This is a genomic window from Metabacillus litoralis (assembly GCF_020524045.1).
Taxonomy (GTDB): domain Bacteria; phylum Bacillota; class Bacilli; order Bacillales; family Bacillaceae; genus Metabacillus; species Metabacillus litoralis_C.
On record NZ_JAIVKL010000002.1, the window covers coordinates 164,432 to 190,318 of the forward strand.

27 protein-coding genes are annotated in these 25,887 nt (G+C 33.5%); 4 read left to right on the forward strand and 23 right to left on the reverse strand.

The annotated features are described in order from the left end of the window. Positions 1 to 3 precede the first annotated feature (3 nt). The 4 genes from LC076_RS04200 to LC076_RS04215 form a co-directional block, all read right to left on the reverse strand. Positions 4 to 1,341 carry a phenylacetate--CoA ligase family protein gene (locus LC076_RS04200; RefSeq protein WP_226666420.1) on the reverse strand — a complete coding sequence of 446 codons (1,338 nt, stop codon included), beginning with the start codon at positions 1,339 to 1,341 and terminating at the stop codon, positions 4 to 6. A gap of 158 nt (positions 1,342 to 1,499) precedes the next feature. Then, positions 1,500 to 2,018, reverse strand: a complete 519-nt coding sequence (locus LC076_RS04205) for a hypothetical protein (protein WP_226666421.1) — start codon at positions 2,016 to 2,018, stop codon at positions 1,500 to 1,502. A 498-nt stretch (positions 2,019 to 2,516) separates the two neighbouring features. Beyond that, positions 2,517 to 2,771 carry a spore coat protein gene (locus tag LC076_RS04210; protein WP_226666423.1) on the reverse strand — a complete coding sequence of 85 codons (255 nt, stop codon included), beginning with the start codon at positions 2,769 to 2,771 and terminating at the stop codon, positions 2,517 to 2,519. 11 nt (positions 2,772 to 2,782) lie between these two features. Further along, entirely contained in the window at positions 2,783 to 2,968 is a 186-nt protein-coding gene (locus tag LC076_RS04215; RefSeq protein WP_226666426.1) for a hypothetical protein, read from the reverse strand. Between the two features lie 282 nt (positions 2,969 to 3,250). Between LC076_RS04215 and LC076_RS04220 the strand changes: the two genes are divergently transcribed. Then, the gene (locus tag LC076_RS04220; RefSeq protein ID WP_226666427.1) at positions 3,251 to 4,480 is read left to right on the forward strand and encodes a sensor histidine kinase; all 1,230 of its coding nucleotides are present in this window, start codon (positions 3,251 to 3,253) and stop codon (positions 4,478 to 4,480) included. A gap of 235 nt (positions 4,481 to 4,715) precedes the next feature. Here the strand turns inward: LC076_RS04220 and amyS are convergent, their stop codons facing one another. The 3 genes from amyS to LC076_RS04235 all read right to left on the reverse strand — a co-directional run bounded on the left by amyS (position 4,716) and on the right by LC076_RS04235 (position 7,626). After that, entirely contained in the window at positions 4,716 to 6,230 is a 1,515-nt protein-coding gene (amyS, locus tag LC076_RS04225; RefSeq protein ID WP_413465951.1) for an alpha-amylase, read from the reverse strand. Between the two features lie 725 nt (positions 6,231 to 6,955). Beyond that, positions 6,956 to 7,105 (reverse strand): hypothetical protein, encoded by a 150-nt coding sequence (locus LC076_RS04230; RefSeq protein ID WP_226666431.1) that lies wholly within the window; start codon positions 7,103 to 7,105, stop codon positions 6,956 to 6,958. A gap of 263 nt (positions 7,106 to 7,368) precedes the next feature. Next, complete coding sequence (locus LC076_RS04235; protein ID WP_226666433.1) at positions 7,369 to 7,626, reverse strand: stage VI sporulation protein F; 258 nt, start codon at positions 7,624 to 7,626, stop codon at positions 7,369 to 7,371. 287 nt (positions 7,627 to 7,913) lie between these two features. Here LC076_RS04235 and LC076_RS24095 point away from each other — a divergent pair, with 287 nt between their 5' ends. Together LC076_RS24095 and LC076_RS04240 are read left to right on the forward strand one after the other, a co-directional pair. Then, entirely contained in the window at positions 7,914 to 8,036 is a 123-nt protein-coding gene (locus LC076_RS24095; protein ID WP_264191419.1) for a hypothetical protein, read from the forward strand. Positions 8,037 to 8,469: 433 nt separating this feature from the next. After that, entirely contained in the window at positions 8,470 to 8,922 is a 453-nt protein-coding gene (locus tag LC076_RS04240) for a DUF2512 family protein (RefSeq protein WP_226666434.1), read from the forward strand. A gap of 51 nt (positions 8,923 to 8,973) precedes the next feature. Here the strand turns inward: LC076_RS04240 and LC076_RS04245 are convergent, their stop codons facing one another. The 7 genes from LC076_RS04245 to gnd form a co-directional block, all read right to left on the reverse strand. Next, on the reverse strand, positions 8,974 to 9,087 hold the full coding sequence (locus tag LC076_RS04245; protein ID WP_226666435.1) for a YjcZ family sporulation protein: 114 nt from the start codon (positions 9,085 to 9,087) through the stop codon (positions 8,974 to 8,976). A 129-nt stretch (positions 9,088 to 9,216) separates the two neighbouring features. Further along, complete coding sequence (locus LC076_RS04250; RefSeq protein ID WP_226666436.1) at positions 9,217 to 9,513, reverse strand: DUF3892 domain-containing protein; 297 nt, start codon at positions 9,511 to 9,513, stop codon at positions 9,217 to 9,219. An 89-nt stretch (positions 9,514 to 9,602) separates the two neighbouring features. After that, on the reverse strand, positions 9,603 to 10,016 hold the full coding sequence (locus tag LC076_RS04255; RefSeq protein WP_226666437.1) for a GNAT family N-acetyltransferase: 414 nt from the start codon (positions 10,014 to 10,016) through the stop codon (positions 9,603 to 9,605). A gap of 135 nt (positions 10,017 to 10,151) precedes the next feature. Further along, entirely contained in the window at positions 10,152 to 10,361 is a 210-nt protein-coding gene (locus LC076_RS04260) for a hypothetical protein (protein WP_226666438.1), read from the reverse strand. A gap of 570 nt (positions 10,362 to 10,931) precedes the next feature. Next, on the reverse strand, positions 10,932 to 12,464 hold the full coding sequence (gene gntK, locus LC076_RS04265; RefSeq protein ID WP_226666439.1) for a gluconokinase: 1,533 nt from the start codon (positions 12,462 to 12,464) through the stop codon (positions 10,932 to 10,934). 114 nt (positions 12,465 to 12,578) lie between these two features. Further along, entirely contained in the window at positions 12,579 to 13,922 is a 1,344-nt protein-coding gene (locus LC076_RS04270; protein WP_226666440.1) for a GntP family permease, read from the reverse strand. Positions 13,923 to 13,986: 64 nt separating this feature from the next. Next, on the reverse strand, positions 13,987 to 14,883 hold the full coding sequence (gnd, locus tag LC076_RS04275; protein ID WP_226666442.1) for a phosphogluconate dehydrogenase (NAD(+)-dependent, decarboxylating): 897 nt from the start codon (positions 14,881 to 14,883) through the stop codon (positions 13,987 to 13,989). A gap of 151 nt (positions 14,884 to 15,034) precedes the next feature. Here gnd and LC076_RS04280 point away from each other — a divergent pair, with 151 nt between their 5' ends. After that, a complete protein-coding gene (locus LC076_RS04280) occupies positions 15,035 to 15,889 on the forward strand; it encodes a MurR/RpiR family transcriptional regulator (RefSeq protein ID WP_226666443.1) in 855 nt (284 codons plus the stop codon). Between the two features lie 69 nt (positions 15,890 to 15,958). On the opposite strand, the gene pepF is transcribed toward LC076_RS04280, so the two are convergent. The 9 genes from pepF to LC076_RS04325 all read right to left on the reverse strand — a co-directional run bounded on the left by pepF (position 15,959) and on the right by LC076_RS04325 (position 25,589). Next, the gene (gene pepF, locus LC076_RS04285; RefSeq protein ID WP_226666444.1) at positions 15,959 to 17,746 is read right to left on the reverse strand and encodes an oligoendopeptidase F; all 1,788 of its coding nucleotides are present in this window, start codon (positions 17,744 to 17,746) and stop codon (positions 15,959 to 15,961) included. A 59-nt stretch (positions 17,747 to 17,805) separates the two neighbouring features. Further along, complete coding sequence (locus LC076_RS04290) at positions 17,806 to 18,273, reverse strand: DUF3052 domain-containing protein (protein WP_226666445.1); 468 nt, start codon at positions 18,271 to 18,273, stop codon at positions 17,806 to 17,808. A 31-nt stretch (positions 18,274 to 18,304) separates the two neighbouring features. After that, entirely contained in the window at positions 18,305 to 19,132 is an 828-nt protein-coding gene (locus LC076_RS04295; protein ID WP_226666446.1) for an alpha/beta fold hydrolase, read from the reverse strand. A gap of 351 nt (positions 19,133 to 19,483) precedes the next feature. Continuing rightward, a complete protein-coding gene (locus tag LC076_RS04300; RefSeq protein WP_226666447.1) occupies positions 19,484 to 20,266 on the reverse strand; it encodes an enoyl-CoA hydratase in 783 nt (260 codons plus the stop codon). A 44-nt stretch (positions 20,267 to 20,310) separates the two neighbouring features. Further along, positions 20,311 to 21,645 (reverse strand): acetyl-CoA carboxylase biotin carboxylase subunit, encoded by a 1,335-nt coding sequence (locus tag LC076_RS04305; protein WP_226666448.1) that lies wholly within the window; start codon positions 21,643 to 21,645, stop codon positions 20,311 to 20,313. Between the two features lie 28 nt (positions 21,646 to 21,673). Next, entirely contained in the window at positions 21,674 to 22,813 is a 1,140-nt protein-coding gene (locus tag LC076_RS04310; RefSeq protein WP_226666449.1) for an acyl-CoA dehydrogenase, read from the reverse strand. A gap of 47 nt (positions 22,814 to 22,860) precedes the next feature. Further along, positions 22,861 to 24,390, reverse strand: a complete 1,530-nt coding sequence (locus tag LC076_RS04315; RefSeq protein WP_226666450.1) for an acyl-CoA carboxylase subunit beta — start codon at positions 24,388 to 24,390, stop codon at positions 22,861 to 22,863. 66 nt (positions 24,391 to 24,456) lie between these two features. Further along, a complete protein-coding gene (locus LC076_RS04320) occupies positions 24,457 to 25,362 on the reverse strand; it encodes a hydroxymethylglutaryl-CoA lyase (protein ID WP_226666452.1) in 906 nt (301 codons plus the stop codon). Positions 25,363 to 25,376: 14 nt separating this feature from the next. Beyond that, entirely contained in the window at positions 25,377 to 25,589 is a 213-nt protein-coding gene (locus LC076_RS04325; RefSeq protein WP_226666454.1) for an acetyl-CoA carboxylase biotin carboxyl carrier protein subunit, read from the reverse strand. Positions 25,590 to 25,887: the final 298 nt, after the last annotated feature.

The following is a 25,887-nucleotide window of genomic DNA, read 5'->3' on the forward strand; positions in this document are numbered from 1 at the left end:
TAGTTATTTGTATACAACACGAATTGTTTTCCCTTGAGGTCTTGGTAATTCTTCTACAAATTCAAAAGTGAAAGGAATTCCTGTTGAGTATTCCATTTTACTTGCCAAAGAATCCGCAAGCTCTTCTGATGGTGTAACATCTTTAGCTAATTCACAACGAACATGGATGACTTCATTATCTTCTACAGGATCAATGACAAACTCATACCAGTTTCCTACTTCCTGTTGACTCATCAAAAATTCTTCAAGATAAAAAGGAGAAAAAGATGTTCCATTGTATTTAATTTGATCACGAACTCTTCCACGCAAATGAAATTTTGGTAATGTTACCCCGCATTCACATTCTTCCGTTTCAATATAACCTAAGTCACCTGTTCGGAAACGAATGATCGGTGCGTCATAACGTAACATACTTGTTATAACGATTTCACCAATTTCACCTGGATCAAGTACTTCACCGGTTTTTGGATCAATTATTTCCATATAAACATGTGCCTCTGTAAGATGGTAGCCACTATGATCATCACATTCGATCCCGAGAACTCCACATTCTAGTGAACCATAAAAAAAGTTAGCTGTCGCACCAAAGATTTTTTCTACTCTTCTTCGGAAGGCCGGCGAACAACCTTCACCTGTTAAATAAACAGATTTTAGCTTTAAGCTTTTAAAATCAAAATTCTGTTTTTCTGCTTCTTCTGCTAACATGATCGCCCATGAAGGACTTGTTATAATAACGTTAGGCTCCAAGTCACGAATCATTTTCAACGTTTTTGCAGGCGTTGAGTAAGCTCCACCTTTACCTGCAGGAATAACTGTCGCATTACACCCTTCCATAAATGTCTTATGAAAAGCTAAACCAGCAGCACTCATTTCATAAGGTAAACCATTTAAACATACATCTGGTGGATCGATTGGGAAAAGTTTAGGGTATCTAGGTGCTAAATCATGTAAATAGTAATCATTCCATGTATAGAGCATATAAATTTCTTCTCCACCAGTTGTTCCAGTTGAAACCTGGACAAGGGCAATTTCCTCTTTTTCGCATGTTAATAAAACATAAGGATTACCTCTAAGATCTTCCTTTGTTAGGAATGGCATGTTTTGAATATCTTCTAAAGATTTAAAGTTTGCAGGTGTAAAATCCACTTCATCCATTTTAGCTTTGTACATTTCATTTTTTGTGTATGCACGTTTCAAAATCTCACTAAGTGAATCTAGTTGGTATTGTTGGATTTTCTCTGGTGTCATAGAATCGGGATGAAGCGTGTTAGAGGCAAAATGCCTTGAAATAGGCATTGGTTTTTTTAACTTACGAATTTTATCTTCAAATAAAGATGTCATACTTTTCTTACCCTCCTGATATTCTCTTCATTTCGTATTGTCCAAATACAATAAATAGCAAGCTGTTTGATACTTTATGTTAAAAACATAAAAAAGTGATAGAGACAATCATAAACTAGTAAATTGCCTACTAGATTAATAAACTATATCTTGGTCAATCATGCAGAATTTTGATTTCTGCTAAATATATCTGAATTAAAGTATTCAATGATCATGAAACCTGGTTCTTTATAATCCTCAAAATAAATGTTATATGCCTTAAACGGAATATAGACAGTTTTCGATTGAAATGAGATTTGAACTGGTTCACTAAAAAGATTAGTCAACTTGTTCCTATCTATAAACCCATTCCTTGTAATGCGTCTATTGGTTTTGACGTTATGCTCATTCAAGAGATGTCCGATTCCTTTTTTCTTCCATATCATGTTGTAATAAAGGAATGTAGGAATATATTTTGGATATAGAAGGACAAAGTTATGTGAAACAACTAGATTTTCCTCAGGATAAGTTACGAGACTTTCTCTGTATAAAGGAATACCATTTGTATTTTTCACAAACTTATATCGCTGACTCAAAACCTTTATTGTTAATATCTTCCCAATTAACTTCTCTAACATTTCTGTTGTCTTATTATCAGAATTTAGTAACTGATCTATTTGATCATCAAATTTCATCATCGGCTGATCACTATCTAAAAATTTGCATTCTATCCTGTTCACCTCCCTGTAGACCACACACTGCTATATATATGATTTTGATTAAACTCGGCTTGGATAATTCAGCCTTTTTAAAAAAATAAGGCATCATCCTATCCAGGAAAAAAGTAGAGAAATTCGTCTGTCGGTGACAAACAAAAAAGGGAATAGTAGAGAAAAAACTTGTCATTTCCTATACATATAGGGATTTTACATTCCACTTCGAGCCGATGCGCCCTAATCTAGACATCAAACTAAGGTGTATAGTCCATTTTTTAGATAATCTCTTACTCTAGTTCCCGTAGGAACCCGAGTGTATTATGTTCCTTTTCACTTGCTCTAATAAATAGTAGGCAAAAACTAATATTTTTTAAAGACAACAAAAAAAGACCCGAAATATTAGGTGAAAGATTAATTGAAACATCACCTAATATTTCGGGCTTATCATTAACTTACATACTTATGACTTTGCTTGCGATACTAGCTACCTTGTGTAAATTGTTGTTTTACTTGTTGAACATCTTGTTCTTCAGCTTGAGAAGCTGGTGTGTAGTAATTATGTTGAAGAGCTGCTTGATAAAGCTCCCATTGTTTTTGTTCATCAGCATTTCTAATTTGTATAATCGCATTTCTTAAGGCTTGATTATCACATTGTGAAATAACTTGAGCATACGTGCTTAAACTAGTGTTTATATCTGATAAGTAATCTGATACCATATCTTTTTCCTGTAACATCTAAAAACCTCCTATCCTAAAAATGTCATTAATTGCTGTTTTGTTTGTCTAGCACTGTTCGCATGATTTTGTAGCATAGATTTAATTTGTGGATCTGTACATTGTTGGGCATATGTATCTAATTTCGTCGCACATGTTTCATGTCCCCCAATAAGATGACGAAGATTTTGAAGTTCTAACTCGTTTAAATTTGTCATTAACTATTCCTCCATTCATCTAAAGTGACACTAAAAAGTAAGAGGCATTAAAGACGAACAATTTACTGTAAAATAGCTGTTTTAAAAAATAAACTTTTTCAAAACTACAAATCTGCCTCTTCAAAACATACTTTTTGTTTAATTACTGATTTTTATCCAAAGATTTCACTTAAAAATGTTAAGAATTTGTTAACAAAGAGGGATTTTAGGTACTTTAAACGAATTAATAAATTAATGACAATGCTAGACTATATAAAACTATTCTGAAAGCTAGGTTGAGTTATGTTATATGATTTAATACTTAATTTACTATTTATATTGGTTGGCATTTTTGCGCAACATTTATGGGCAGATAAAACAGGCGATTATCAAAGTAAAGTCATCCTGACTGTCGTCTCTTCTATCACAATCTCTCTATGTATCCAATTTCGTATTTATGAATCATTTTTACCAGATCTTGCTTTTATTCCATATATAATAGGTGGACTTTATGGTGGCTTATTTGTGGCAGCTATTTTATTCATTTTTATGATGTTAGCTTCTATATTCCTTTATGGATTAACAACTTCTATTTTCTCATTTGTACTAATCTTTGCCTTATTAGGTTTTGTGTGCGGACTTCTCTCTAAAAAGTTTTTAAAGTCTAAGATGTCTGAAAAACTTCTCTTAATGACTTGCATTGCTTATTGTTACACTGTCGCTATGTTTTTATTGAAACAAGGTGATGAAATTAATCTATTAAATACGCTACTATTTTTAAATATTCCCGCTATTGCTATGCTAATCATAGGTTACATTATGGAATCGATAAGAGGAACCATCGTTTTACGGCAACAAATTTTTAAATCAGAAAAATCTGAAATTGTCAGTCAACTAGCAGCGAGTGTTTCTCATGAAGTTCGAAATCCGTTAACAGTTACAAGAGGATTTCTCCAATTAGTTTTGGAGGATGAAAATCTCCCCCCAGAAAAAAGGTCAAGTTATATTAAATTAGCAATTGAAGAGTTAGACACAGCATCCAATATAATAAACGACTATCTAACATTCGCAAAACCTGCACCTACCAATTGGGAACTACTCGATATAAAAGTTCATTTACAGCAAATTGAGGATATTATTTTAACTTATGCAAATATGAATTCTGTAAAGCTTGATACAGAATTTGCCACTTGTGTGATTCAAGGAAACAAACAGCAATTTCATCAATGCTTCTTAAATATTACAAAAAATTGTATTGAGGCTATGCCACAAGGCGGTCTTTTAACAATTTATACATCTATTTTTCAAAAACACGTACTAATAGAGATTTCTGATACGGGAATTGGCATGACAGAAGAGCAAATAAATCGTATAGGAGAACCATATTTTTCCACAAAAGAAAAAGGAACGGGTCTTGGTATGATGGTTGTATTCGGTATTGTTAAAGCAATGAAAGGAACAATTTCAATTCAAAGTAAAGTAGGAACCGGAACCAAAATTTCAATCCGTTTTCCAATTGCTATACCGCAATAATTGGTTAATAAGAACGTTAGGAATTCTCTTATTAAGCTTTTGTTAAATTTCTCGTTTTTAAAAGATCGGTTATTGTATGAGGATATTTGCTGTAGCATACAGTAATATTTTTGAAGAAAATTCATTATTTTTAGAATGAGACTAAGGAATTATCCTTAGCTCATTCAGCATTAAATGACTAATTACATAGAATATTCTCCATCTTCCAGCTTAGAATCTTAAAGAATTTTACCCTTTATTGCTGCCTATAAACAGAAACAGATCCCCCATTAACAGAGAAGTTACCCCAGCCGTCATTGTTTATAGTTACATTATTTGATGAATTACCTGTCATATCAGACCAAGTTTCTCCGGCATTTTGCTTCCCCACATACATCCATTTGCTTCCACCAGGTCCATCACTTAATAATGTTGCTAACCCGGAATTTGTATGCGATGCATCTCCTTCTCTTGTCCAACCAATGATATCGTGGTGATTTATATAATCATGTTGAGTTCCATAAGCATATGTTTTTCTTGCCTTCAATAATGGATCTAACTTATTACCTAAAGCCGGTATTTCATAAGATGTTGATCCTCTAGTTCCATAATAGTCACCATAAAATAGAGTTGGATACCCTTGTGATCTAGTCAAGATAAACGCATACGCTAATGGTTTAAACCAGCTTTGAACAGTTGATTCTAAAGCCTGACCCGGTTGTGAATCATGATTTTCAACAATTGTTACAGCTTTTGAAGGTTGTGAAGCAACTAATGTCCCATTTAAAATATTTCGCATATCGTAATTTCCACTACTATTAGAAGCTTTTTGAAAATTATAGTGTAATGGCACATCAAATGCAGAATGGTTGTTACCCGATTTGGCCAAATAATTTTCAATAGCACCTAAATCATTTTGCCAATATTCAGCTACTGTGAACATTTCTTTACCTGTACTTTGTCTCACACTTGAAATCCAATTCCCTAAATAAGAATGTTTTATATGTTTAACAGCATCCAATCGAAAACCATCTAAGTTAAGTTCATTTGCATACCATTCTCCCCAATTTTTCATTTCCGCTTGTACATCAGGATGATCAAAATCTACATCAGCATACATAAGGTAATCATAATTTCCATTTTCAGAAGAAACTTCCCAATCCCAATTCTTTCCTGTACCACGGAATTTAAATATACTGCTTTTACTTCGTGATTGATCCCAATCAACTCCATCAAAATGATACCATTGCCACTTAAAGCTTGAATGCGTATTGTTCCTACCCGCAAAATTAAATCCAGTCCATGCTTGTATTTGATACTGTCCTGTTGTTTCATAATTACGATTGTTAGAAGCGACCTCAACAGCATTTACATATTGTGAGTAATCTGCTCCTCCTTTATGATTCATCACTACATCTCCGTATACCTGAATTCCTTTTGAGTGTAAGTTAGAAATTGCATTTTTTAACTGTTGCTTCGTTCCATATTTTGTTCTTGTAGTACCTTTTTGATTAAACTCACCTAAATCATATAAATCATAAGCTCCATACCCTACATCATTTTGGGATGTCCCTTTATATGCTGGAGGAATCCAGACAGCTGTGATACCGATATCATTTAAATGTGTTGTGTCATTATTAAGTTTATTCCAATGCTGACCATCATTTGGTAAATACCACTCAAAATATTGCATCATTGTTCCGTTAGTGTATGCACTTGCGCTTGAGGTACCAACAGTACTTCCGAATAAACCCACTCCAATTAATACGATAAGTAATCGTTTTAAAACATTCAAAGATGATTCCCCCTACCTAAAATGTTTTGAGAAAACGCTTTCATAAAAGTGTGACATGAATAATGATTTTGACAATTCACCTCCCTATTTTGAAAAATTCTTATGCAAGCGTTTTCACAAGTGAGTATATCATAATTTTTATCGAAATATTCCAAATTCAATACAAACAGATATATTATCCTAAATATCTATTAATTTTTTAGTTCTTATGAAATAGGCTTTTTACGATGAATGGTTCATATTTAGTATAAAAAACAACTGTTTACGTTTTTATGTAACGAGTTCATCAACTATCATGATTTTTTACACAACATTTATTTAAAAAAGCTGTATTCATAAACTTTGTTGTTTTTAAAATCTTGTTAGAAACATCTCTGTATAAAGTCTAGTGGCATCTTTTCTTCTACAGATTGTCCTTTTATTCTATGAAACACTTGTTCTAACAGATAAAGATGTTAATTAGGAACACTCTTTCAGAAAGAACCTTGAAATAATCAGCCAAAAATAAAAATACAGCCACATTACGCAAACTAGGTACGGTGACTGTATTTATAATAAAATTTTCAGTTTTACTTTTACTGGACGCTTTCACAAGAACTGAATCTAAATAAACATTATTTTCATTAGAATGCCACAAACTAGATCGATCTTTCAAAAACCACCCTTTATGTATAAGAAGAAAAAGGATGGTAATAAGTCCATTAGATTCTACACTCACTATTTTTGACAGGAGTTACAACAGCGTATAAGTTTTCTGTACAATCAGAAACATTGTATTCAATCACCTTTGAGCATGTTATAATTTGACCAATTTTCTTATCTTCTAAAAATTTAATTTTATTATCTTTCATTTTTTTCACTTCCTTTCTGAAATAATCTCACACAAAAGTTAAGTTATTCAAAAACTTGAAATATGTGAACGTTCTCTCAAAAAATAATATGTACGTCTACATAAAAGAAGAAGACTGTCTATTAACTAACTCAGTCTTCAACATTGATTTAACTTAAAAAACTAAAAGCATAATTAATAAAGGCTGTTTTTTAACAGATAATTAATCAATTAGCAACAATCTTTTAGAAAAGGACCTTTTTAAATAATGAAACGCCACTTTAATTATGAGCCAATGTTCATCTTATTTAAAAACTTCGAGAGCTCCTTAGGAACTTTGTTATTTAATATTGTGTGAACAATACTTTCTTCCATTTCCTCATTAACAGGACCTTTAGAAAATGCTGATAATTTGCTCACTATATTTCGAAGAGCTTCTTCGTCTTTAATTTTGGACTTTTCAATTGAATTTACAACCTGCAACACGTCACTCATAGTTAAACCCGTTTTCTTTTCAAGTTTACTTAACAGTTTTTTATCCATCTCCTTACCTCCTCCCATATAACATTAGAACAATAAACATCATATGGTAAGTTAATTAATATTGTATCGTCAACTATCATTAGCTTCATAAAAATCCACTATACTCACAAGAAATCTTCTATTAAAACCCAATCAAAAATTCATATAGAAGAATAGATTATCTTATTAATGATTTATCATTGGTTTTTATGAAGTTTATAGTATTTCTTTTTACTAGAACTTTTTAAAATCTTGTAGTAGAAACATTTTGGATGAACATGAGTATCTTTTAAAGAGGAGTGAAAAGTATGCCATTTTTCGGACCAGGTTTCGGTCGTAGACGTTTTGGATTTCGACGTGGATTCGGCCCAGGTTATGGTTTTCGTAGAGGATTCAGATTACGACGTGGTGGATTTCGTCGATTTTACTAAATTCTTTTAAAAAGAGGAGACTTTGATATGAAGTCTCCCTTCCTTAATTCTTAGTTATACTCTCATAATTTTATTCATATAACCGATATGACCGCACAGGGGCGCAGCATGGAAGGGTCTTCAGAAAATAGGGAAATTGCCTATTGAATTACTATCTTTTCTTGATAAAGGAAGTGCCTGCAACGGAAATCAACAACAATGTTTTTCAGAGCCTATATAAAACACTTACCTAAGGGCATTTTTCAAGCTCTTTTTAAAGTTGTTTTCATATATTTACATAAAAAAAGTTTTGTGAAAAAAAGCCGTTTATTCACCAGAAATATAGCTCATTAGGTCTTTAAGTTAAACAGAAGAAAAGAATGATCTTTGTTTATTATTTATTACATAACAAATTAGATGAAAACAAATAATACTTTTAGAAAGGAGCTCGTGAATGAATACTTTTAAAGCGTTTCTTTTAAAAGCAATGGCTATTTTTGTCGTCACGTTACTTATACTTGGTTTTGTTTTTAATTACTCTTTGTCAAATGTTTTGGCTATTTCAATTATTTTAACTTTTGCTTCATATGTGCTTGGGGATTTATTACTGTTGACAAGAACTAGTAACATTATAGCAACAGTTTCAGATTTTGCTCTCGTTATGTTAATCACTTGGTTTTACCTAGCAAATTTAACTTTATATGCTACTAGTGTTTTTGCCGCTTCTATCTTATTATCAATAGGTATAGCGGTTTTTGAAAGCTTTTTTCACAGATATTTGAAGAGGCAAATATATATTAATGATAACAAGAAGATAATAAATGCTCCTCTAAGATATCAAACTGAAGCATCTGACGAAATCACACCTAACAAAAGCAGAATCCAAAGAAAAAGTTCTAAAAAATAAGCAGGCAAGATCAATTTGATCTGCCTGCCCTTTTTATTGTTAATTTACGTTTTAGTAACCGTATCCACTTCCACCGCCAACATATGCTGCACCAACAATTATTAAAAGAATGAATAGTACAACAATCAAGGCGAATCCACTTCCTCCAGCGTAACCACCGCTCATAAACGACACCACCTTTACAATGGAATACTTTATCTTATGTTAGAGGAAGTAATTCGGAATAGACATTGGCTTATTTATTTTGTTTTTTTTAAAACTCTAAATGTGAAGATTCAGCAGGTGCATTACTTCTTAAAATTCAGGTAATGAATCAAGATTGTTTTCTTTTATTCCGTCAGGTTCACTACGTAATATATCACGACCATATTTATGAAACACATCTATATGAGCCAATCTTCCTGATTTTGCCTCAGAAAGTGCTTCAAGATAATCCAGTTCTCTTCCTGATTCAGTTTTAAAAGCAATTATGTCACCATCTTCATTTTTACGAACTGCAATAATCTGTTCTCCTTCTGAATAATTCTTATTAAGATCATTCGGTGTATCTTGATTTTGATATTGTCGAAAAGCTTCTTCAAATCTATCCATTTTATCACCTCGTTAATCTTATCTCCTTTGTTTACTTTTTTATGCTCTATACTCAATAAAAAAATCTCAGTTTCAATTAAACTGAGATTTTATATATACAGTGTCATAGCTGGTGCATCTTGTTCTCTTTCTTCAAACCCTAATTTTTTATAAAAAAGCTGTTTCCCTTTTGCAGAAAACAACTGTATAGACTGAATTCCAGATTCTTTACATTTATTCACTAATTCTTCAATCACTTGTTTACCAAGCCCTTGCTTTTGAAATTGTGGATGAACCATCACATCGCAAATTAATGACTGATAAACACCATCGGATATCATTCTTCCAAAAGCTATTAACTGTTCTTCATCATAAATTGAAATATGATACCAACTATTTTCTGCCGCTTGATATAATTGTTCTCTTGTATATTTACCTTTTTTACTTTTTATTAACCCACTTGCTTCATGCAGCTCAACAAATTGGTTAAAAGAAGGAAGTTTTTCTGAAAAGGAATAATGCATTATGCTCACCTACTAAAAAGATTCAATATGTATATACATATATTTATACATTATATTGAATAAAAATTCAACAGAAAATGTTAAAGAATTAAAAAAAGACGAGAACCTCGTCTTTTTCATTCTATAAACTGTTTATTAATCTTTGTATTCTTCATCTTCATCAACAATCACTTTTTCATCACGAATTTGCTCAACAGGGCGTCGTCCCCAAAACATTCCCCAAGGATTTCTTCGCTCATAACGTTCTTCTTCTACTTCCTCACGTTCATTCACAATTTTCACTTCTTTTGCATGAATAACCAACGTATCAACTTTAATTACTTTTTCTTTCTCATTTTTAGACATTTTACCTCTCCTTTTCCCTTAAAATCGTTACATATTATTCAAGGAGAGATAAATAGGTATGGGCTTTTTCTTTATTTTATCAATCAAAAACAGATTAATTAATTAGAAATTGCTATTATAACAGGGATTTCTGAGTAATTAATCTTTTTCAGTTTTTTTGAAAATTATAAGTGTTAAAGAGTTTTAAGCTTGAGAAAATGAGTTGATCACTATTATAGACGTTCAAGACAACGACAAATAAAAATGAGGCTAGGACATAACTTGGTATTTAACAAAAATTCCGAACAAAGTAATAGCTTAGCGCGGTATATATTCCATGAGCGATGGTTACTACACCTACAACCATTGTTCGGTACTATTTTGTGAAAACTGTTTTCGTAAACTTTGTTACTTTAACAAATCCAAGTAAACAGCACTATATAAAGCATAGTGGCATCTTTTCTTCATAGAATAGTACCTATTTTGCCATAACCACAACGTTTCCCCTGCATAATTAGATCAATTAGCAACAATCTTTCAGAAAAGAGCCTTTGTTAAAATACTTTTGTCCCAGCCTGATCTTTAAGCTCTTTACATATTTTTTTGGAATTGGCTAATTGCTTCATATTCTTTTTCTAATAATCTTGGAACGCGAATAAAAATTGGCATAAGCTCTCGATAAGCTGCTGTTGCTTCTTTATTTGGTTGATGTGAATGAATGGAACCTACCATTTTATTTACTTCATTTAATGATTCAATTTCACCAAAACCATACATTCCAAGAACAATCGCTCCTAAACAAGAGCTTTCAAAACTCTCAGGAATGGTAACTTCTTGATCAAAAACATCTGCGAGCATTTGTCGCCAAAATACTGATCTTGCAAAACCTCCTGTTGCCTGAACAGAAGTTGGAGTACCTATTAATTCCTCTAAAGCAAGAAGTACACTATATAAATTCATCATGATTCCTTCAAGTACGGCACGAATCATATGCTCTTTTTTATGGTGCATACCTAAACCAAAGAAAGATCCTCGTGCGTTGGCATTCCACAAAGGTGCTCTTTCTCCTGCCATGTAAGGATGAAAAAGTAGTCCATTAGAACCAGGAGGAACTGTAGAAGCAATTTCAGTTAAAATTTCATATGCATCTTTTCCTAATCGTTTTGCTGTTTCAACCTCAGCACTTGCAAGTTCATCACGAACCCATCGGAAGATCATACCTCCATTATTTACTGGACCACCGATTACCCAAAGCTTATCTGTTAAAGCATAACAAAAAATCCGCCCTTTAGGATCAGTAACTGGTTTATCTGTAACAGCTCTAATAGCCCCACTTGTGCCGATTGTTACTGCTACAACACCTGGCTCAATTGCATTAACACCTAAGTTCGATAGCACCCCGTCACTTGCACCAACCACGAATGGAGTGTCACTGGAAAGTCCTAGTAATTTTGAATATTCAGGAGCTAATCCTTTAATACTTTCAGTTGTACTAACAGGTTGTGATAATTGTTCCTTCGTTACTCCTGCAACTTGAAGTGCTTCTGCATCCCAATTTAAATTTTCCAAGTTAAATAGTCCAGTAGCGGAGGCAATCGAGTAATCAATTACATATCTCCCAAACAAACGGAAAAATACATACTCCTTTATAGAAATAAATTTATTCTCCGGTTGAAAAAGCTCGTGATGTTCTTTGTTTAACCAAACAAGCTTTACCAAAGGTGACATCGGGTGAATTGGCGTCCCAGTACGCAAGTAAATTTCATGTCCACTATGTATTTCTTTTACAATATCAGCATATTTAGCACTTCGATTATCTGCCCAAGTAATTGAGGGAGTTATTGGTTTGCCTTCTCCATCTACAACAATTAAGCTATGCATTGCAGAACTAAAAGACACAAAACGAATTTCTTGACCTGATACCTTTGCTTTTTCTAAACAATTTTTCATGCTAGTTAACACAGCCTGGAAAATTTCCTCTGGATCTTGTTCAGCGGTTACAGGTGTGGGTGTGTGTAACGGATACTCAACACCAAAACGACTTATAGCCGCTCCTTCTTTATTAAAAAGCACTGCCTTTGTACTTGTTGTCCCAATATCTACTCCCATCATAAAACTCGCCATAACAAACCTCCTATAATGTAAGAAAAGGGAAAACCTCTTTGGTTATCCCTTTTCCTCTTAATTATTGCTGGATAAACTTTTCTTACATTTCCTTATACAAATATCTAACTTTAATTAGCCAATAAACACTCCTAAAATAAGTGCCACAGTAACTCCGACTAAACCAATTAATGTTTCCATCACAGTCCATGTTTTTAATGTATCTTTTACACTTAATCCAAAATAACGGTTTACTAACCAAAATCCAGAATCATTAACATGTGATAAAACCGTTGCACCCGATGCAATGGCAATAACAATCAATCCTAGAACAGGTCCTTCAAGACCTAAAATAGAGATCAGTGGTGCCATCAAACCTGCTGCTGTTACCATTGAAACAGTTGCTGAACCTTGTGCTACTCGTACTACAGCAGCAATTAAAAAGGCTAATAAAATTGGTGGTAAAGAAGAACCTGCCATCATATCTCCAAGCACTTGACCCACACCTGAATCAATAAGAACTTGTTTAAATACACCACCAGCACCTGTTACTAAAATAATAATACCTGCTGGTTCAAGTGCTTTTGTTGCAATATCTTGAACTTCTTGACGAGAATAACCTCTTCTTGTACCTAGTAATACAAAAGTCAAAATTGTTGCGATTGTTAATGCAACAAACGGATGTCCCAAGAATGTTAATATTTGACGTACTATATTTCCTTCTTCTAATAATACACCTGAAACCGTATTCAGTAAAATCAAAACTAAAGGTATCATTATTAAAGAAGCAATCAATTTAAAGCTAGGTAAATCTTTATCATATTCAATTTCTTCTAAATTCATATAATCAGGTACAACCACATGAATCTTTTTTGAAATATATTTAGCAAATATCGGTCCTGCAATAATCATAGCAGGAATACCAGCTAATGTACCGAATAAAATAACCCATCCTAATTCTGCACCAATCAAATCTGCTACAGCGATTGGCCCTGGTGTAGGAGGAATAAAGCTATGTGTTACAGCTAAACCTGCTAACAGTGGAATACCATAATATAATAGTGACTTCCCTGTTTTCTTTGCTAATCCATAAACAATTGGCACTAAAATAATAAATCCTACATCAAAAAATACTGGGATTGCAACAAGAAATCCTGTAAGACCTAAAGCCCATTGTGATTTATCTTCACCAAATTTTTTAACAAGTGTTTGTGCTAAACGCTCAGCACCTCCGGAAACTTCTAGCATTTGTCCAAACATGGCACCTAGCCCAACAACAACTGCAACAAATCCGAGGGTACCTCCCATTCCATTTTGCATCGATGTAACAACATCATTTAATGGCATTCCTGCTAAAATACCTACAATTAAACTTACTAGTAATAAAGCTACGAATGCATGTAATTTTGTTCGTATAACTAAAAATAATAAAAGAAAAATACCGGCTAATGCAACAAGAATTAACATTTGATCTGACATACTGATTCACTACCTTTCTTAAGTGTATTCTTTCCTCAATTACCTCTAAAATAATTACTTTTGTTTATTTTTTCTCTACTGCATGTCCACCAAACTCATTTCGAAGAGCTGCTACGACCTTACCAGTGAAGGTATCGTCCTCTAATGATCGATAACGCATCATTAATGCAAGTGTAATAACAGGAGCTGCAGCTTGGAGATCTAGTGCAGTTTCAACTGTCCACTTTCCTTCTCCTGAAGAATGCATAACACCTTTTATTCCTTCTAAATTTTTATCCTTTGAAAAAGCATTTTCAGTTAGTTCCATTAACCATGAACGAACAACAGATCCATTGTTCCAAACTCTAGCAACCTTTTCATAATCAAAATCAAACGGGCTTTTCTCTAACAAATCAAATCCTTCAGCAATTGCTTGCATCATGCCATATTCGATTCCATTGTGAACCATCTTCAAAAAGTGGCCGCTTCCAGCTTTTCCTGAATAAAGGTAACCGTTTTCAACGGTGATATCTTGAAATATTGGTTCAATTTGACGAAAAATCTCCTCATTACCACCTACCATTGTGCATGCACCATTTCGTGCTCCTTCAACCCCACCACTTGTTCCACAATCAAAAAAGTAGATGCCTTTTATTTCTGATTTTTCATTTCTACTAATTGAATCTTTGTAATGTGCATTACCACCGTCGATGATTCGATCTCCTTCTTCTAATAAATCTACTAACTTATCAAATACAGCTTCTGTAGCGTCACCTGCTGGAACCATCATCCAAACTGTACGAGGCTTTTCTAATTGATTAACAAGCTCTTCAAGTGAATCAGCTGTTTTAATATCCAAAGAAGAAATTTTTTTCATTGAATCTTTGTTTACATCAAAAGCAACAATATCATAATTTTTATCTACAAGATTAAGTGAAAGCTGAAACCCCATCTTCCCTAACCCGATCATGCCTATTTGCATCATTTATCATCCTAACTTTTGCGAAATAAATTTTCTTGATATCTTTATTATAAGAAAAAAAATTCTTTTTGCAAGCGATTCCAGAAAAATATTTTTTCTTTCTTTATAATTTAGTATAATAGAAAAAAAGCCCTGTTAGGAGGGAAGCAGGATGAAAAAGACACAAGACACTTGTTTAATCACGGTTCGAAAGCTTTATCCAAAGTTCAGTGTGACCGAAAGGAAAATCGCTGATTATATATTAAAAAACCCAAATAAAATTATTCACTCTTCAATAAATCAATTAGCAGAAGATCTTGAAGTAGCTGATTCAACTGTTTTTAGATTTTGTAAAAGAATTGGTTACAAAGGATATCAAGCAATGAAAATTGCTCTTGCATCAGAAATTGTTTCTCCTCTGCAAGATATACACGAGAAGGTTAATGAAGGAGATTCCCTTGATACAATCGCATCAAAAGTATTTCGATCAAATATAAAGACGATTGAAGATACGTTAACAATTGTCAATGAGGATCAGCTGCAACTTGCTGTTGATACGATAATAAAAGCAGAGTCAGTAGAATTTTTTGGGAGTGGTGGTTCTAGTATCATCGCACTTGATGCCTATCATAAATTAGTTCGAACTGGACTAAAGGTGCATGCAGTGATTGATACACATTTCCAGCTTATGGCTGCATCACAAATGACGGAAAAAGATTGTGCCGTTTTTATTTCACATTCTGGATCATCAAAAGATATCCTTCATATTTTAAATGTTGTGAAAGCAACTGGTGCAAAGATGATTGCCATTACAAATCATGCTAAGTCTCCACTTAGTGGTGGTGTAGACATTCCTCTTTACACAGTCTCAGAAGAAACAGAATACAGATCTGAAGCACTTTCATCACGAATTGCACAGTTAACTCTTATTGATGTACTTTATGTCAATATATTAATAAAGCGAGGACACGAAGGGAAAGAAGCATTAAAGAAAATGCGTGAAGCCATTCTTGTAAAACGAATATAGAAAAAAACCAAGATAAATTGAGCTGCACAAACGTCTCGATTTCATCTTGGTTTTTTTACGATAAATTAATTATAACTGAGAAAACTCATCGACTAGCTTTCTAAACTTACTAAGGGCATTTTCAATGGGATCTGCGGAAGTTAGATCGACTCCAGCTTTCTTTAACAATTCAAGAGGATAATCAGAGCTACCACTGCTTAAAAATGATAAATAATCAGATAAAAAATCTTGATCTCCTTCAAGAATCTTTGTGGCAATATGAATAGCTGAAGCAAAACCAGTAGCATATTTATACACATAAAATGGTCGATAAAAATGTGGAATTCGCGTCCAACCAAATTTCACTTCCTCATCAAATACAACATCAGGTCCATTATATTCCCGAAATAAAGATTCATAAGTTTCATTAAAAACATCTACATTTAGTGGCAAACCCTTCTCTGCCAATTCATGTGTTTTCATTTCAAATTCTGCAAACATGACTTGAGTAAAAAATGTCCCTTTAAATTGATCAATAAAATGATTCATTAAATGTTTTTTAACTTCGTTATCTTTTTCATTTTCAAGTAGATAATTTATTAATAATACCTCATTCACTGTAGATGCAACCTCAGCAACAAAGATACTATAGCGAGCTGTAATTTGAGGCTGATGAAGAGAGCTTAATTTACTATGAACACCATGACCACATTCATGAACAAGTGTAAATAAACTATCCAAATTATCTTGATGATTGAGTAAGATAAATGGATGAACACCATAGACACCAAGGTTATAGGCACCAGAACGTTTTCCAGGAGTTTCTCTCACATCAATATAACGTGATTCTTTGAATTCTCTTAATGTTTGTACATACTCTTCTCCTAAAGGTGCAAGAGCTTTACACATAATGTCAAAAGCATCTTCATAAGAAATCACCTGTTTCACTCCACTAACTAGTGGAACACTCAAATCATACTGTCTAAGCTCATCAACAGCTAATTTCTCTTTACGAATTTTTGAATATTGATGAAGAGAATCAATATTCTCCTTTGTTGTTGAAATAAGATTTTGATAAACCTCTTTTGGCACTAAATCTCCAAATAAAGACTTCTCCAATGCAGATGGATATTTTCGAAGTTTTGCTAATGTTACATTATTTTTAATAGATGCCGATAATGTTGAGCCAATAGAATTTTTCAATTGTAGATAAGGCTTGTAATATGCTTTATATGCTTCTCTCCGCTTATCACGGTCTTCATCTTCAATTAATTTTGCATACATACCTCTAGTTAATTCAACTTTGTCTCCTTCTTCATTTGTCACTTCCCCAAATTTTAAATCTGCGTTATTGATCATAACAAATGTATGACTAGGAACAGAAAGAGCTTCTCCTAATTGAGATAGAATTTGTTCTTGATCTTTATTTAAAATATGTTCTTTATACCGAAAAGAATCAAATAAGTCTTGTTCAAAATAAGCTAGCTTTGGTTCTTCTACTATGTATGCTTTTAACTTGGCTTCATCAAGACTTAATAGATAAGGCATAAAAAAGGATGTAGCAGAACTAACCTTTACACTTAAATGTTTAGCTCTATCAAGAAGTGACTGTGAATTCGTTTCTCTTGTATCTTCGTCTACCTTAAGCATTGCAAAAGCATAAACCTTATTAAATAAAAATGAAAGCTCTTCTTTCTTCTTCAAAAAATCATATAATAAAGATCCATTGGTCATATGACCATCAAAATGCTTTAGTTCTTCAGCAGTTTTTTCAATCATTAGATAGTCTTCTTGCCATTTTGTAACATCAACATATAAATCTGATAAATTCCATTTTTCACTAGTAGGTACTTCATTTCTTGATTGATATGTATTCATTTTCTCTCTCCTTCCTATAAGCACTACATTATGCACTCTGTTCATATGTATTCAAATACTTATTCATCAATACGTTGTTTTCCCTGCTCTGTTACTGCAAATTTACGCTTCATTTTCTTAATATTTTCAACTTTACGAAATCGTAAAGCAGACCAATCTTCATCAATAGCAACTTGACGTACAGGTTCATAACCTACTTCAGCGAGCATCCCCCCAACCGATTCACGACTACAATCCGAACCTTTATACGTTTTAGATGTTTTTTTAGGATAGCATAACCAAAAAAGACCATCTTCCTTAAGAGCTTTTTCCGCTGTAATAGCTAAGGATTTTAGTTCATCATTTGTTGTTCCAAACACTTGAACAAATTCAATTTCATTTTGATACGCTATGAATTCTCTTAACACTTCTCCGCTAAAGTTTTTAATTATATCTTCATATTCCCTAGGTGAATTTAAAATCAATACTTGTTGAGCTTTATCTTTAAATTGTAGTTTTTTTATAACTGAATTTTGTTCGGTTTCCATATATACTTCAACTCCAGTTTTACATAATCTCTTATTGATCTAACACTTCATTATTTGTCCTTACTAACCAATCTTTAATAAGGTCTTGAACTAATTCACGCTTTTCAATTTGTAGCATATGACCTGCTTTATCTAATATAGAAAATGTTGAATGAGAGAATTTTTCAAGTAGAAAAAGATGATCTTTATAACCACAAATGGCATCTTGCTTTCCTACTATAATTAATGCAGGTTGGGAAAGCTCACCGATGTCATGAAAAGGTTCTTCAGACAAGAAATAGCCATTTTCTCTCCAATTAGACGCTAAAAATTCTCTATTAGCAATTAAACGACCAGGTTGTATTTCTTTTAAAAAGTAATTTAATCTCTCTCGATCTTGATAAATCATCAATGTTTGGAAAGCTGTTTTGATATCGGGCTCTAGCTCTTGTAATAAATCATCATCTTTAGTAAAAGTCATCTTATTAGGTAAAGTTCTTTCTTTAATATGAAGAGCAGGTGCTATTAAACATATGCTTTGAACTTGATTCAATCGTTGATGTAATATCCCTTGTGCTAGATAACCTCCGTATGAAAAACCAATCATTGAGAAAGGTTCATTAGGTATGATTTTATCAATACATCCTAAAATATTGTTAATCATATCATTTGAAGACTTAAAGCTTTGATCAATTAGACTTTTCCCATGAGCAGGTAAATCTATATAAATTCTTTGAAAACCTTGTATAGAATCAAATATTGGTTCTACCCATGATTTCATTGATTTATGGTCGGTTCCCATTGAATGCAATATTAATAACGGAAACCCATGACCTTCTATTTCATAATAAATACTTCCTTTTGAAACTATACACTTCATACATTTTTCTCCTATTCAAAGAACAAACGAGACATCTTAAGTTTGAAAAACATTAATTCAATATACCCATTTTTATTTAAACGATCAACATGATTTCTAAAGCAACAACTCTAGAAAAAAAACTTGTAAGAAATCAACTTTTAATGGATTTAAAAAGATTACAAGGTAAATTATACCATGGTTTATTTTTGAAATTAATACATGGTCGTAAGGCTTTCACATAAACAATGAGATATTTAATCTTTCTTATCCTTAACGACAAAAATGACTAAAAACGCTAATTTTTGTTAGTCATTTTTGTCATCTGATTTTTTATTATAAAGACGTAAAAGGTCTGTTTACTATAATCTTTTACTTTCCTGTAAATCTTGGTAAGCGCTTTTCTTTAAAAGCTCGTAATCCTTCAAGGCGATCTTTTGTTGAAATCGTCATATCATATGCATGTCTTTCAATTGTAAGGCCTTTGGTAAGATCAATATCATGCCCCCAATTTATCGCTTTTTTTGCTTGCTTAATTGCTATAGGAGCATTTTGGGCTATTTCAGATGCCAAATCAAGTGCTTTTTTTTCAAGTAATTCTACTTTTGTGACATATTGAACTAAACCAATTTTATGAGCTTCTTTTGCATCTATTTTTCTAGCTGTATAAATTAATTCTTTTGCTTTTGCAGGCCCAATTAATCGAGGTAAACGTTGTGTACCCCCAGCACCTGGAATAATACCTAATGATGTTTCCGGTAAACCAAATATAGCCGTTTCAGAAGCAATTCGAATATCACAAGCTAACGTGATTTCCGTTCCACCACCTAAAGCCACTCCATTAATTGCTGCAATAACTGGTTGTGGGATTTCTTCAATAGCGGTTATACAGTCCCCAATTAGCTGAACTGTTTCTCGAACTTGTTGATCTGTCATTGCTGATCGTTCTTTTAAATCTGCTCCAGCACAAAAGGCTTTTGCTCCAGTGCCAGTGAAAATAAAGCAACGTATGGATTCATCAGCTTTGCATTTATCTATTGTATTTCTAATTGTGTTCAGTAATGCAACAGATAAAGCATTTGCTGATTCCGGACGATTTAATGTAATAATACAAATACCATTTTCAAGCTTTGATACTAGTAAATGATCTTCCAACTTATCACCCCTTTATTGTTCATTTCTTCTAGACTTGGATATATTTATAGGTGATTTTTAACAAAATCTGTTGTTGTATCACCATCAATAAATACTTGATGAGTTACAATTTTTTGTAACATTGGAATATTTGTTTTTATTCCCTCTATTTGATAATTATTTAATGCTGTCTGAATTTTTTCAATGGCATCTTGCCGATTAACTCCTTTAACAATAAGCTTCGCTATCATTGGATCATAAAAAGGAGTAACAGTTGAGTTAGCATGAACACCAATTTCATGCCTTACACCTTCATCATGTGGTAATGATAGCTTTGAAATTGTCCCTGGAGATGGATAATAGGTTTTTGGATCCTCAGCATAGATTCTTGCTTCAATCGCATGACCTTCTCGTTTAACCTGCTTTTGTGTAAAAGGTAAAGAGTGTCCTTGTGATATCTTTATTTGTTGTTCAACAATATCGATTCCTGTAATTTCTTCTGTCACTGGGTGCTCTACTTGTATTCTTGTGTTCATTTCAAGAAAATAGAAATTTTTGTTTTGATCAACTAAAAACTCTATGGTCCCTGCATTGGTATAACCGATATTCTTGGCTGCAAGAACCGCAACTTCTCCCATACGTGATCTTGTTTGTTCATCTAAAAAGGATGAAGGTGCTTCTTCAACTACTTTCTGATGACGTCTTTGAATAGAGCACTCCCTTTCCCATAAGAACACAATATTACCTTCATAATCGGCAAGCAATTGAACTTCTATATGACGTGGATTTTCAATATATTTTTCGAGATACATCACACCGTTGCCAAAAAAACTATTTGCACGTTTTTGATTACTTTCATATGCTTGATGAATTTCTTTGCTTGATCTTACAAGCTGCATGCCAATCCCACCACCCCCCGCTGATGCTTTTAACATGATAGGATAACCAATTTTCTCCGCTTCGTTAACTGCCTCTTCAACAGATCCCAATGGATGTGAAATTCCAGGAACAACAGGCACACCTGCTTTTTGCATAATGCTTCTAGCCTTAATTTTATTTCCCATGCTAACTATTACTTCTGGTGAAGGACCAATAAATACAAAGCCCATTTCTTCACATCTTCTTGCAAATTCACCGTTCTCTGAAAGTAATCCATAGCCAGGATGGATCGCATCGACATGACATATTTGTGCGATCTCAAGGATTTTATCCATATTTAAATAACTCTCAAATACACGGGGCCCACCTACTAAATAGGCTTCATCAGCAACCTTAACATGTAGTGATTCCTTATCAGCTTCTGAATAGATAGCAATCGTTGATATTCCCAAATTTTCACATGTTCTCATGATTCTAACAGCTATTTCTCCACGATTGGCAATAAGAATTTTTTCAAACAAGAAACAACACCTCCATTCTAATTTAAATTTAGCAACCTATCTGTCTTGCAATAACCATTCTTTGCACTTCAGACGTTCCTTCACCAATTTCCAAAAGCTTTGCATCCCTAAAAAACCGTTCTACTTGATATTCCTTCATATATCCATATCCACCATGAATTTGAATGGCTTGGTCACAAACCCTCATACACATCTCAGAAGAAAATAGTTTCGCAATCGCTGCTTCTTTTTTAAACTTTTTCCCTTGATCTTTTAACCATGCTGCTTTATAAACCATTGTTCTTGCCAGTTCAATATTCATTGTCATGTCAGCTAGTTTAAATTGAATGGCTTGAAACTTTGATAAGCTTTGACCAAATTGTTTCCTTTCTTTTGCATATTGAAGAGCTTTTTCATATGCACCTTGGGCAATACCAACAGCCATAGAAGCTATTCCAATTCTACCGCCATCTAAAGTAGCTAAAAATTGCTTATATCCATGTCCTTCTTTACCTAGTAGGTTTTGTCTTGGAACTCTAACATTCTCTAACACTAGTTCTGTTGTGTTAGAGGCATGAAGACCCATCTTTTGATAATGATCATAAATTGTAAAGCCTTCAGCATTTGTAGGTACAATAAACGCACTTATACCATTTGTTCCTTTAGAACGATCTGTTACAGCTGTAATCGCAAGATATTTAGCATAACTAGCATTCGTAATATAGCATTTAGATCCTGAAATCACCCAATGGTCTTCATCTAATATAGCGGTTGTTTCGGTACCACCTGCGTCAGATCCTGCATTAGGTTCTGTTAATCCAAAAGCTCCTAAATATTCGCCATGACATAAAGGCTTTAAATACTTCTCTTTTTGCTGCTCTGTACCAAATAAATCTAATGGGGCAGCACCTAAAGAAATATGTGCTGAATACGTTATCCCAGTTGACGCGCAAACCTTACTTAATTCTTCAACAACGATCGCAAAGCTAATTGTATCTGCTTCTCCACCGCCATATTTTTCAGAAAATGGTAAACCCATCATTTCTAAAGCTGCTAATTCATCAAAAATCTCCTTTGGAAAAACTCCTGAAGAATCTCTTTCATCAGCTTGTGGTGCGACTTTTTCCTCTGCAAAATCATGGATAACTTTGCGAATCATTTTATGTTCTTTTGTTAGCTCAAAGTCCATTGCATATCATCCATCCCTTCAATAATAAGATCAAATTGCCTTTTATCTTAAACAGGATAAACTGGATGCTTTCTTTCTGAAAAAACAACGTATTTTGACAGATATGCTTCATAACGACTAGTCAATTCTGATCTCAACGAATTAGCAGGGATAATACCATCTATGATTAATTCAGAGGCAAGTCGATAAATATCGATATCTTCTCGATATTCCTCTCTCTTTTGTTTAATAAAGTCTTGACGTTCCTCTTCTGGTAACTCAGAAATTTTCTTAGCATATACTGCATTCACTGCTGCTTCTGGTCCCATAACTGCAATAGAGGCAGTAGGTAACGCTAAACAGCAATCAGGATCAAAAGCTGGTCCTGCCATTGCATATAATCCAGCTCCATAAGCTTTTCTAACAATAATCGATATTTTAGGAACCGTTGCTTGAGACATACTTGCAATCATTTTAGCTCCATGACGAATGATTCCTGCTCTCTCAACCTTTGTGCCAATCATAAATCCTGGTATATCTGCTAAAAACAAAAGCGGAATATGAAAAGCATCACATAGGTTAATGAATTTTGCAGCTTTATCTGCTGAATCGTGGAAAAGAACCCCTCCTTTTACTTTCGGTTGATTAGCTATTATACCAATTGGTTGACCATTTAGTCGGCAGAGGCCAGTAATAAGTTCAGGAGCAAACAATTTTTTTATTTCAAAAAAACTATCTTCATCAATGATTCTTTCTATGAAATCATACATATTAAATGGAGTATTCTGGTTTTTAGGGATGATTTCTTCTAGCGTTTTTACAAATTTTTTTGGAGAAATAGGGTCTAAAATAGGTGGCTTTTCTAAATAATTTACCGGAAAGTATGTGAGGTATTGTCGAGAAAGATGAATGGCTTGTTCTTCAGTTTCTGCTAAAACATCACCACACCCTGAAATCGAACAATGCATTTTTGCACCTCCCATTTCTTCAAGGGAGACTTTTTCGCCAATAACCATTTCTGCCATTCGTGGTGAACCTAGATACATTGAAGCATTTCCATCTACCATAATGACAACATCACAAAATGCAGGTATGTATGCCCCTCCTGCTGCTGAAGGTCCAAATAAAACACAGACTTGAGGGACTTTTCCTGAAAGTTTCACTTGATTGTGAAAAATCTTCCCTGCTCCTCGGCGACCTGGAAACATATGAAGCTGATCTGTAATTCTAGCTCCAGCTGAATCGATTAAATAAACTAGAGGTGCATTAAGCTTTTCAGCTGTTTCTTGCATTCGAATCATCTTTTCTACGGTTTTCGCTCCCCATGATCCTGCTTTAACGGTTGAATCATTGGCAATCACACATACTGTTTTTCCATTTACCTTCCCTATTCCTGTTATGACTCCGTCTGCAGGTAAATGATCATCGTGACAATTTGCTAATATCCCATCTTCAACATCGAGTCCATTATCAAAAAGAAGTTTTAAACGATCTCTAACAAACAACTTCCCCTTTGAACTATTTTGTTCATGATATTTACTAGGTCCACCCTTATGCACAGCATTCAACGACTCTTCAAGCCTTTTTTCTAAAGACAACTAGCATTCCCCCCAATTTCACTAAAATTCATAAGTTATTAAGTTCCAATTCTTCAGTGATCATGCTTACTCCAAAACATTTCTTACAATTTTACTATCATGACTAGATAAAGGTTCGCCGGTTTTTTCTTGGATAAACAAAGCGGCACGATGTATTTTATTTTTATTAACACCAGTTTCAATTTCCATTGCTTCTAACATATATAAAAGATCATCTGTTGCAAGGTTTCCTGAAGCACCTGGTGCATATGGACAGCCTCCAAGACCACCTATTGAACTATCAAATTTAGATATCCCTGATATTAAGGAAGCGTTTACATTAGCGAGCGCTGTACCTCTTGTATTATGAAAATGCATCGCCAAAGAATCTGCTGAATAATAATCTAATAATGTATCTAAAACTTGTTCCACTTGTTTCGGAGTTGCCACTCCAATCGTATCTCCAAGGGATATCTCGTACACACCCATCTCAAAGAGTTTTTCACATATATGCAAAACCTTTGATATTGAAATTTTACCTTCATAAGGACAACCAAACACTGTAGAAATATAACCTCGAACCGTTTTATGAGAAGCAATCGCTTCTTGGGTCACACCTTGAAGAATTGGAAAGGTATGAGAGATTGATTTATTTATATTGCGTTCATTATGTGTTTCACTTGCTGATATAAACACAGATATCTCATCAACATTAGCATCTAATGCTTTTTCCAATCCTCTTTTATTTGGAACAAGTGCTGCGTATGTGACACCATCAACGCGAGAAATTCCTTTCGCTACTTCCAATGAATCTGCTAACATAGGAATCCATTTAGGATGAACAAATGAGGTAATTTCTATATACGATAACCCAGTTTGTGACAATTGGTTAATCCAGTTAATTTTATCATTCGTTGAGAGTACACTCTTTGTATTTTGCAAACCATCACGAGGACCAACTTCCTTAATGGTAACTGATTTAGGCCAATTCACACGTTTGCTCCTTTCTACTCTAATTCAATTAACACATCATCCTCGTTAACAAAATCACCTTCATTAATATGAATTACTTTTATTTCCCCTGTCCCTTCTGCTGCAATTGGGATCTCCATTTTCATTGATTCTAAAATGACAACATCCTGTCCTTCCTCAACTTGTTCCCCTACACCTACCAATACCTTCCATACACTTCCAGCCATAGATGCTTTAATTTTGTACACGACTTACCCCCTCATTTCTATTTATTTTGAATTGCTAAAGCTACTCATTGATTCATTTAGACACAACTTGAATAAAATAAATTCTTTGTTTAAGATTTTAAGACTTTAAAATTCAAAAACTAACCTAAAGCAATTTACTAAGAGTTAATCAAAAGGACAATTTAACAGACTATAATAAGCCTACTACTATACTATTCGAGATTTTTTTACTTATAATCGAAGATGTTTAATTTAAATATTCAGAAAAATCTTCATAAACAAGAAGGAGAACGGAGGAAATTACATCTATAAAAGACAT

What these genes read in the sequence shown, in the direction of transcription:
- LC076_RS04290 (WP_226666445.1), bottom strand. Translation starts at nt 18,273, where the DNA reads ATGGAAACCGAACAAAATTCAGTTATAAAAAAACTACAATTTAAAGAT.
- LC076_RS04205 (WP_226666421.1), bottom strand. Translation starts at nt 2,018, where the DNA reads ATGATGAAATTTGATGATCAAATAGATCAGTTACTAAATTCTGATAAT.
- gntK (WP_226666439.1), bottom strand. Translation starts at nt 12,464, where the DNA reads ATGGCGAGTTTTATGATGGGAGTAGATATTGGGACAACAAGTACAAAG.
- LC076_RS04270 (WP_226666440.1), bottom strand. Translation starts at nt 13,922, where the DNA reads ATGTCAGATCAAATGTTAATTCTTGTTGCATTAGCCGGTATTTTTCTT.
- LC076_RS04235 (WP_226666433.1), bottom strand. Translation starts at nt 7,626, where the DNA reads ATGGATAAAAAACTGTTAAGTAAACTTGAAAAGAAAACGGGTTTAACT.
- LC076_RS04280 (WP_226666443.1), top strand. Translation starts at nt 15,035, where the DNA reads ATGAAAAAGACACAAGACACTTGTTTAATCACGGTTCGAAAGCTTTAT.
- LC076_RS04215 (WP_226666426.1), bottom strand. Translation starts at nt 2,968, where the DNA reads ATGACAAATTTAAACGAGTTAGAACTTCAAAATCTTCGTCATCTTATT.
- LC076_RS04200 (WP_226666420.1), bottom strand. Translation starts at nt 1,341, where the DNA reads ATGACATCTTTATTTGAAGATAAAATTCGTAAGTTAAAAAAACCAATG.
- LC076_RS04230 (WP_226666431.1), bottom strand. Translation starts at nt 7,105, where the DNA reads ATGAAAGATAATAAAATTAAATTTTTAGAAGATAAGAAAATTGGTCAA.
- LC076_RS04310 (WP_226666449.1), bottom strand. Translation starts at nt 22,813, where the DNA reads ATGGACTTTGAGCTAACAAAAGAACATAAAATGATTCGCAAAGTTATC.
- LC076_RS04255 (WP_226666437.1), bottom strand. Translation starts at nt 10,016, where the DNA reads ATGCATTATTCCTTTTCAGAAAAACTTCCTTCTTTTAACCAATTTGTT.
- LC076_RS04250 (WP_226666436.1), bottom strand. Translation starts at nt 9,513, where the DNA reads ATGGATAGATTTGAAGAAGCTTTTCGACAATATCAAAATCAAGATACA.
- pepF (WP_226666444.1), bottom strand. Translation starts at nt 17,746, where the DNA reads ATGAATACATATCAATCAAGAAATGAAGTACCTACTAGTGAAAAATGG.
- LC076_RS04220 (WP_226666427.1), top strand. Translation starts at nt 3,251, where the DNA reads ATGTTATATGATTTAATACTTAATTTACTATTTATATTGGTTGGCATT.
- LC076_RS04210 (WP_226666423.1), bottom strand. Translation starts at nt 2,771, where the DNA reads ATGTTACAGGAAAAAGATATGGTATCAGATTACTTATCAGATATAAAC.
- gnd (WP_226666442.1), bottom strand. Translation starts at nt 14,883, where the DNA reads ATGCAAATAGGCATGATCGGGTTAGGGAAGATGGGGTTTCAGCTTTCA.
- LC076_RS04260 (WP_226666438.1), bottom strand. Translation starts at nt 10,361, where the DNA reads ATGTCTAAAAATGAGAAAGAAAAAGTAATTAAAGTTGATACGTTGGTT.
- LC076_RS04240 (WP_226666434.1), top strand. Translation starts at nt 8,470, where the DNA reads ATGAATACTTTTAAAGCGTTTCTTTTAAAAGCAATGGCTATTTTTGTC.
- LC076_RS04295 (WP_226666446.1), bottom strand. Translation starts at nt 19,132, where the DNA reads ATGAAGTGTATAGTTTCAAAAGGAAGTATTTATTATGAAATAGAAGGT.
- LC076_RS04245 (WP_226666435.1), bottom strand. Translation starts at nt 9,087, where the DNA reads ATGAGCGGTGGTTACGCTGGAGGAAGTGGATTCGCCTTGATTGTTGTA.
- LC076_RS24095 (WP_264191419.1), top strand. Translation starts at nt 7,914, where the DNA reads ATGCCATTTTTCGGACCAGGTTTCGGTCGTAGACGTTTTGGATTTCGA.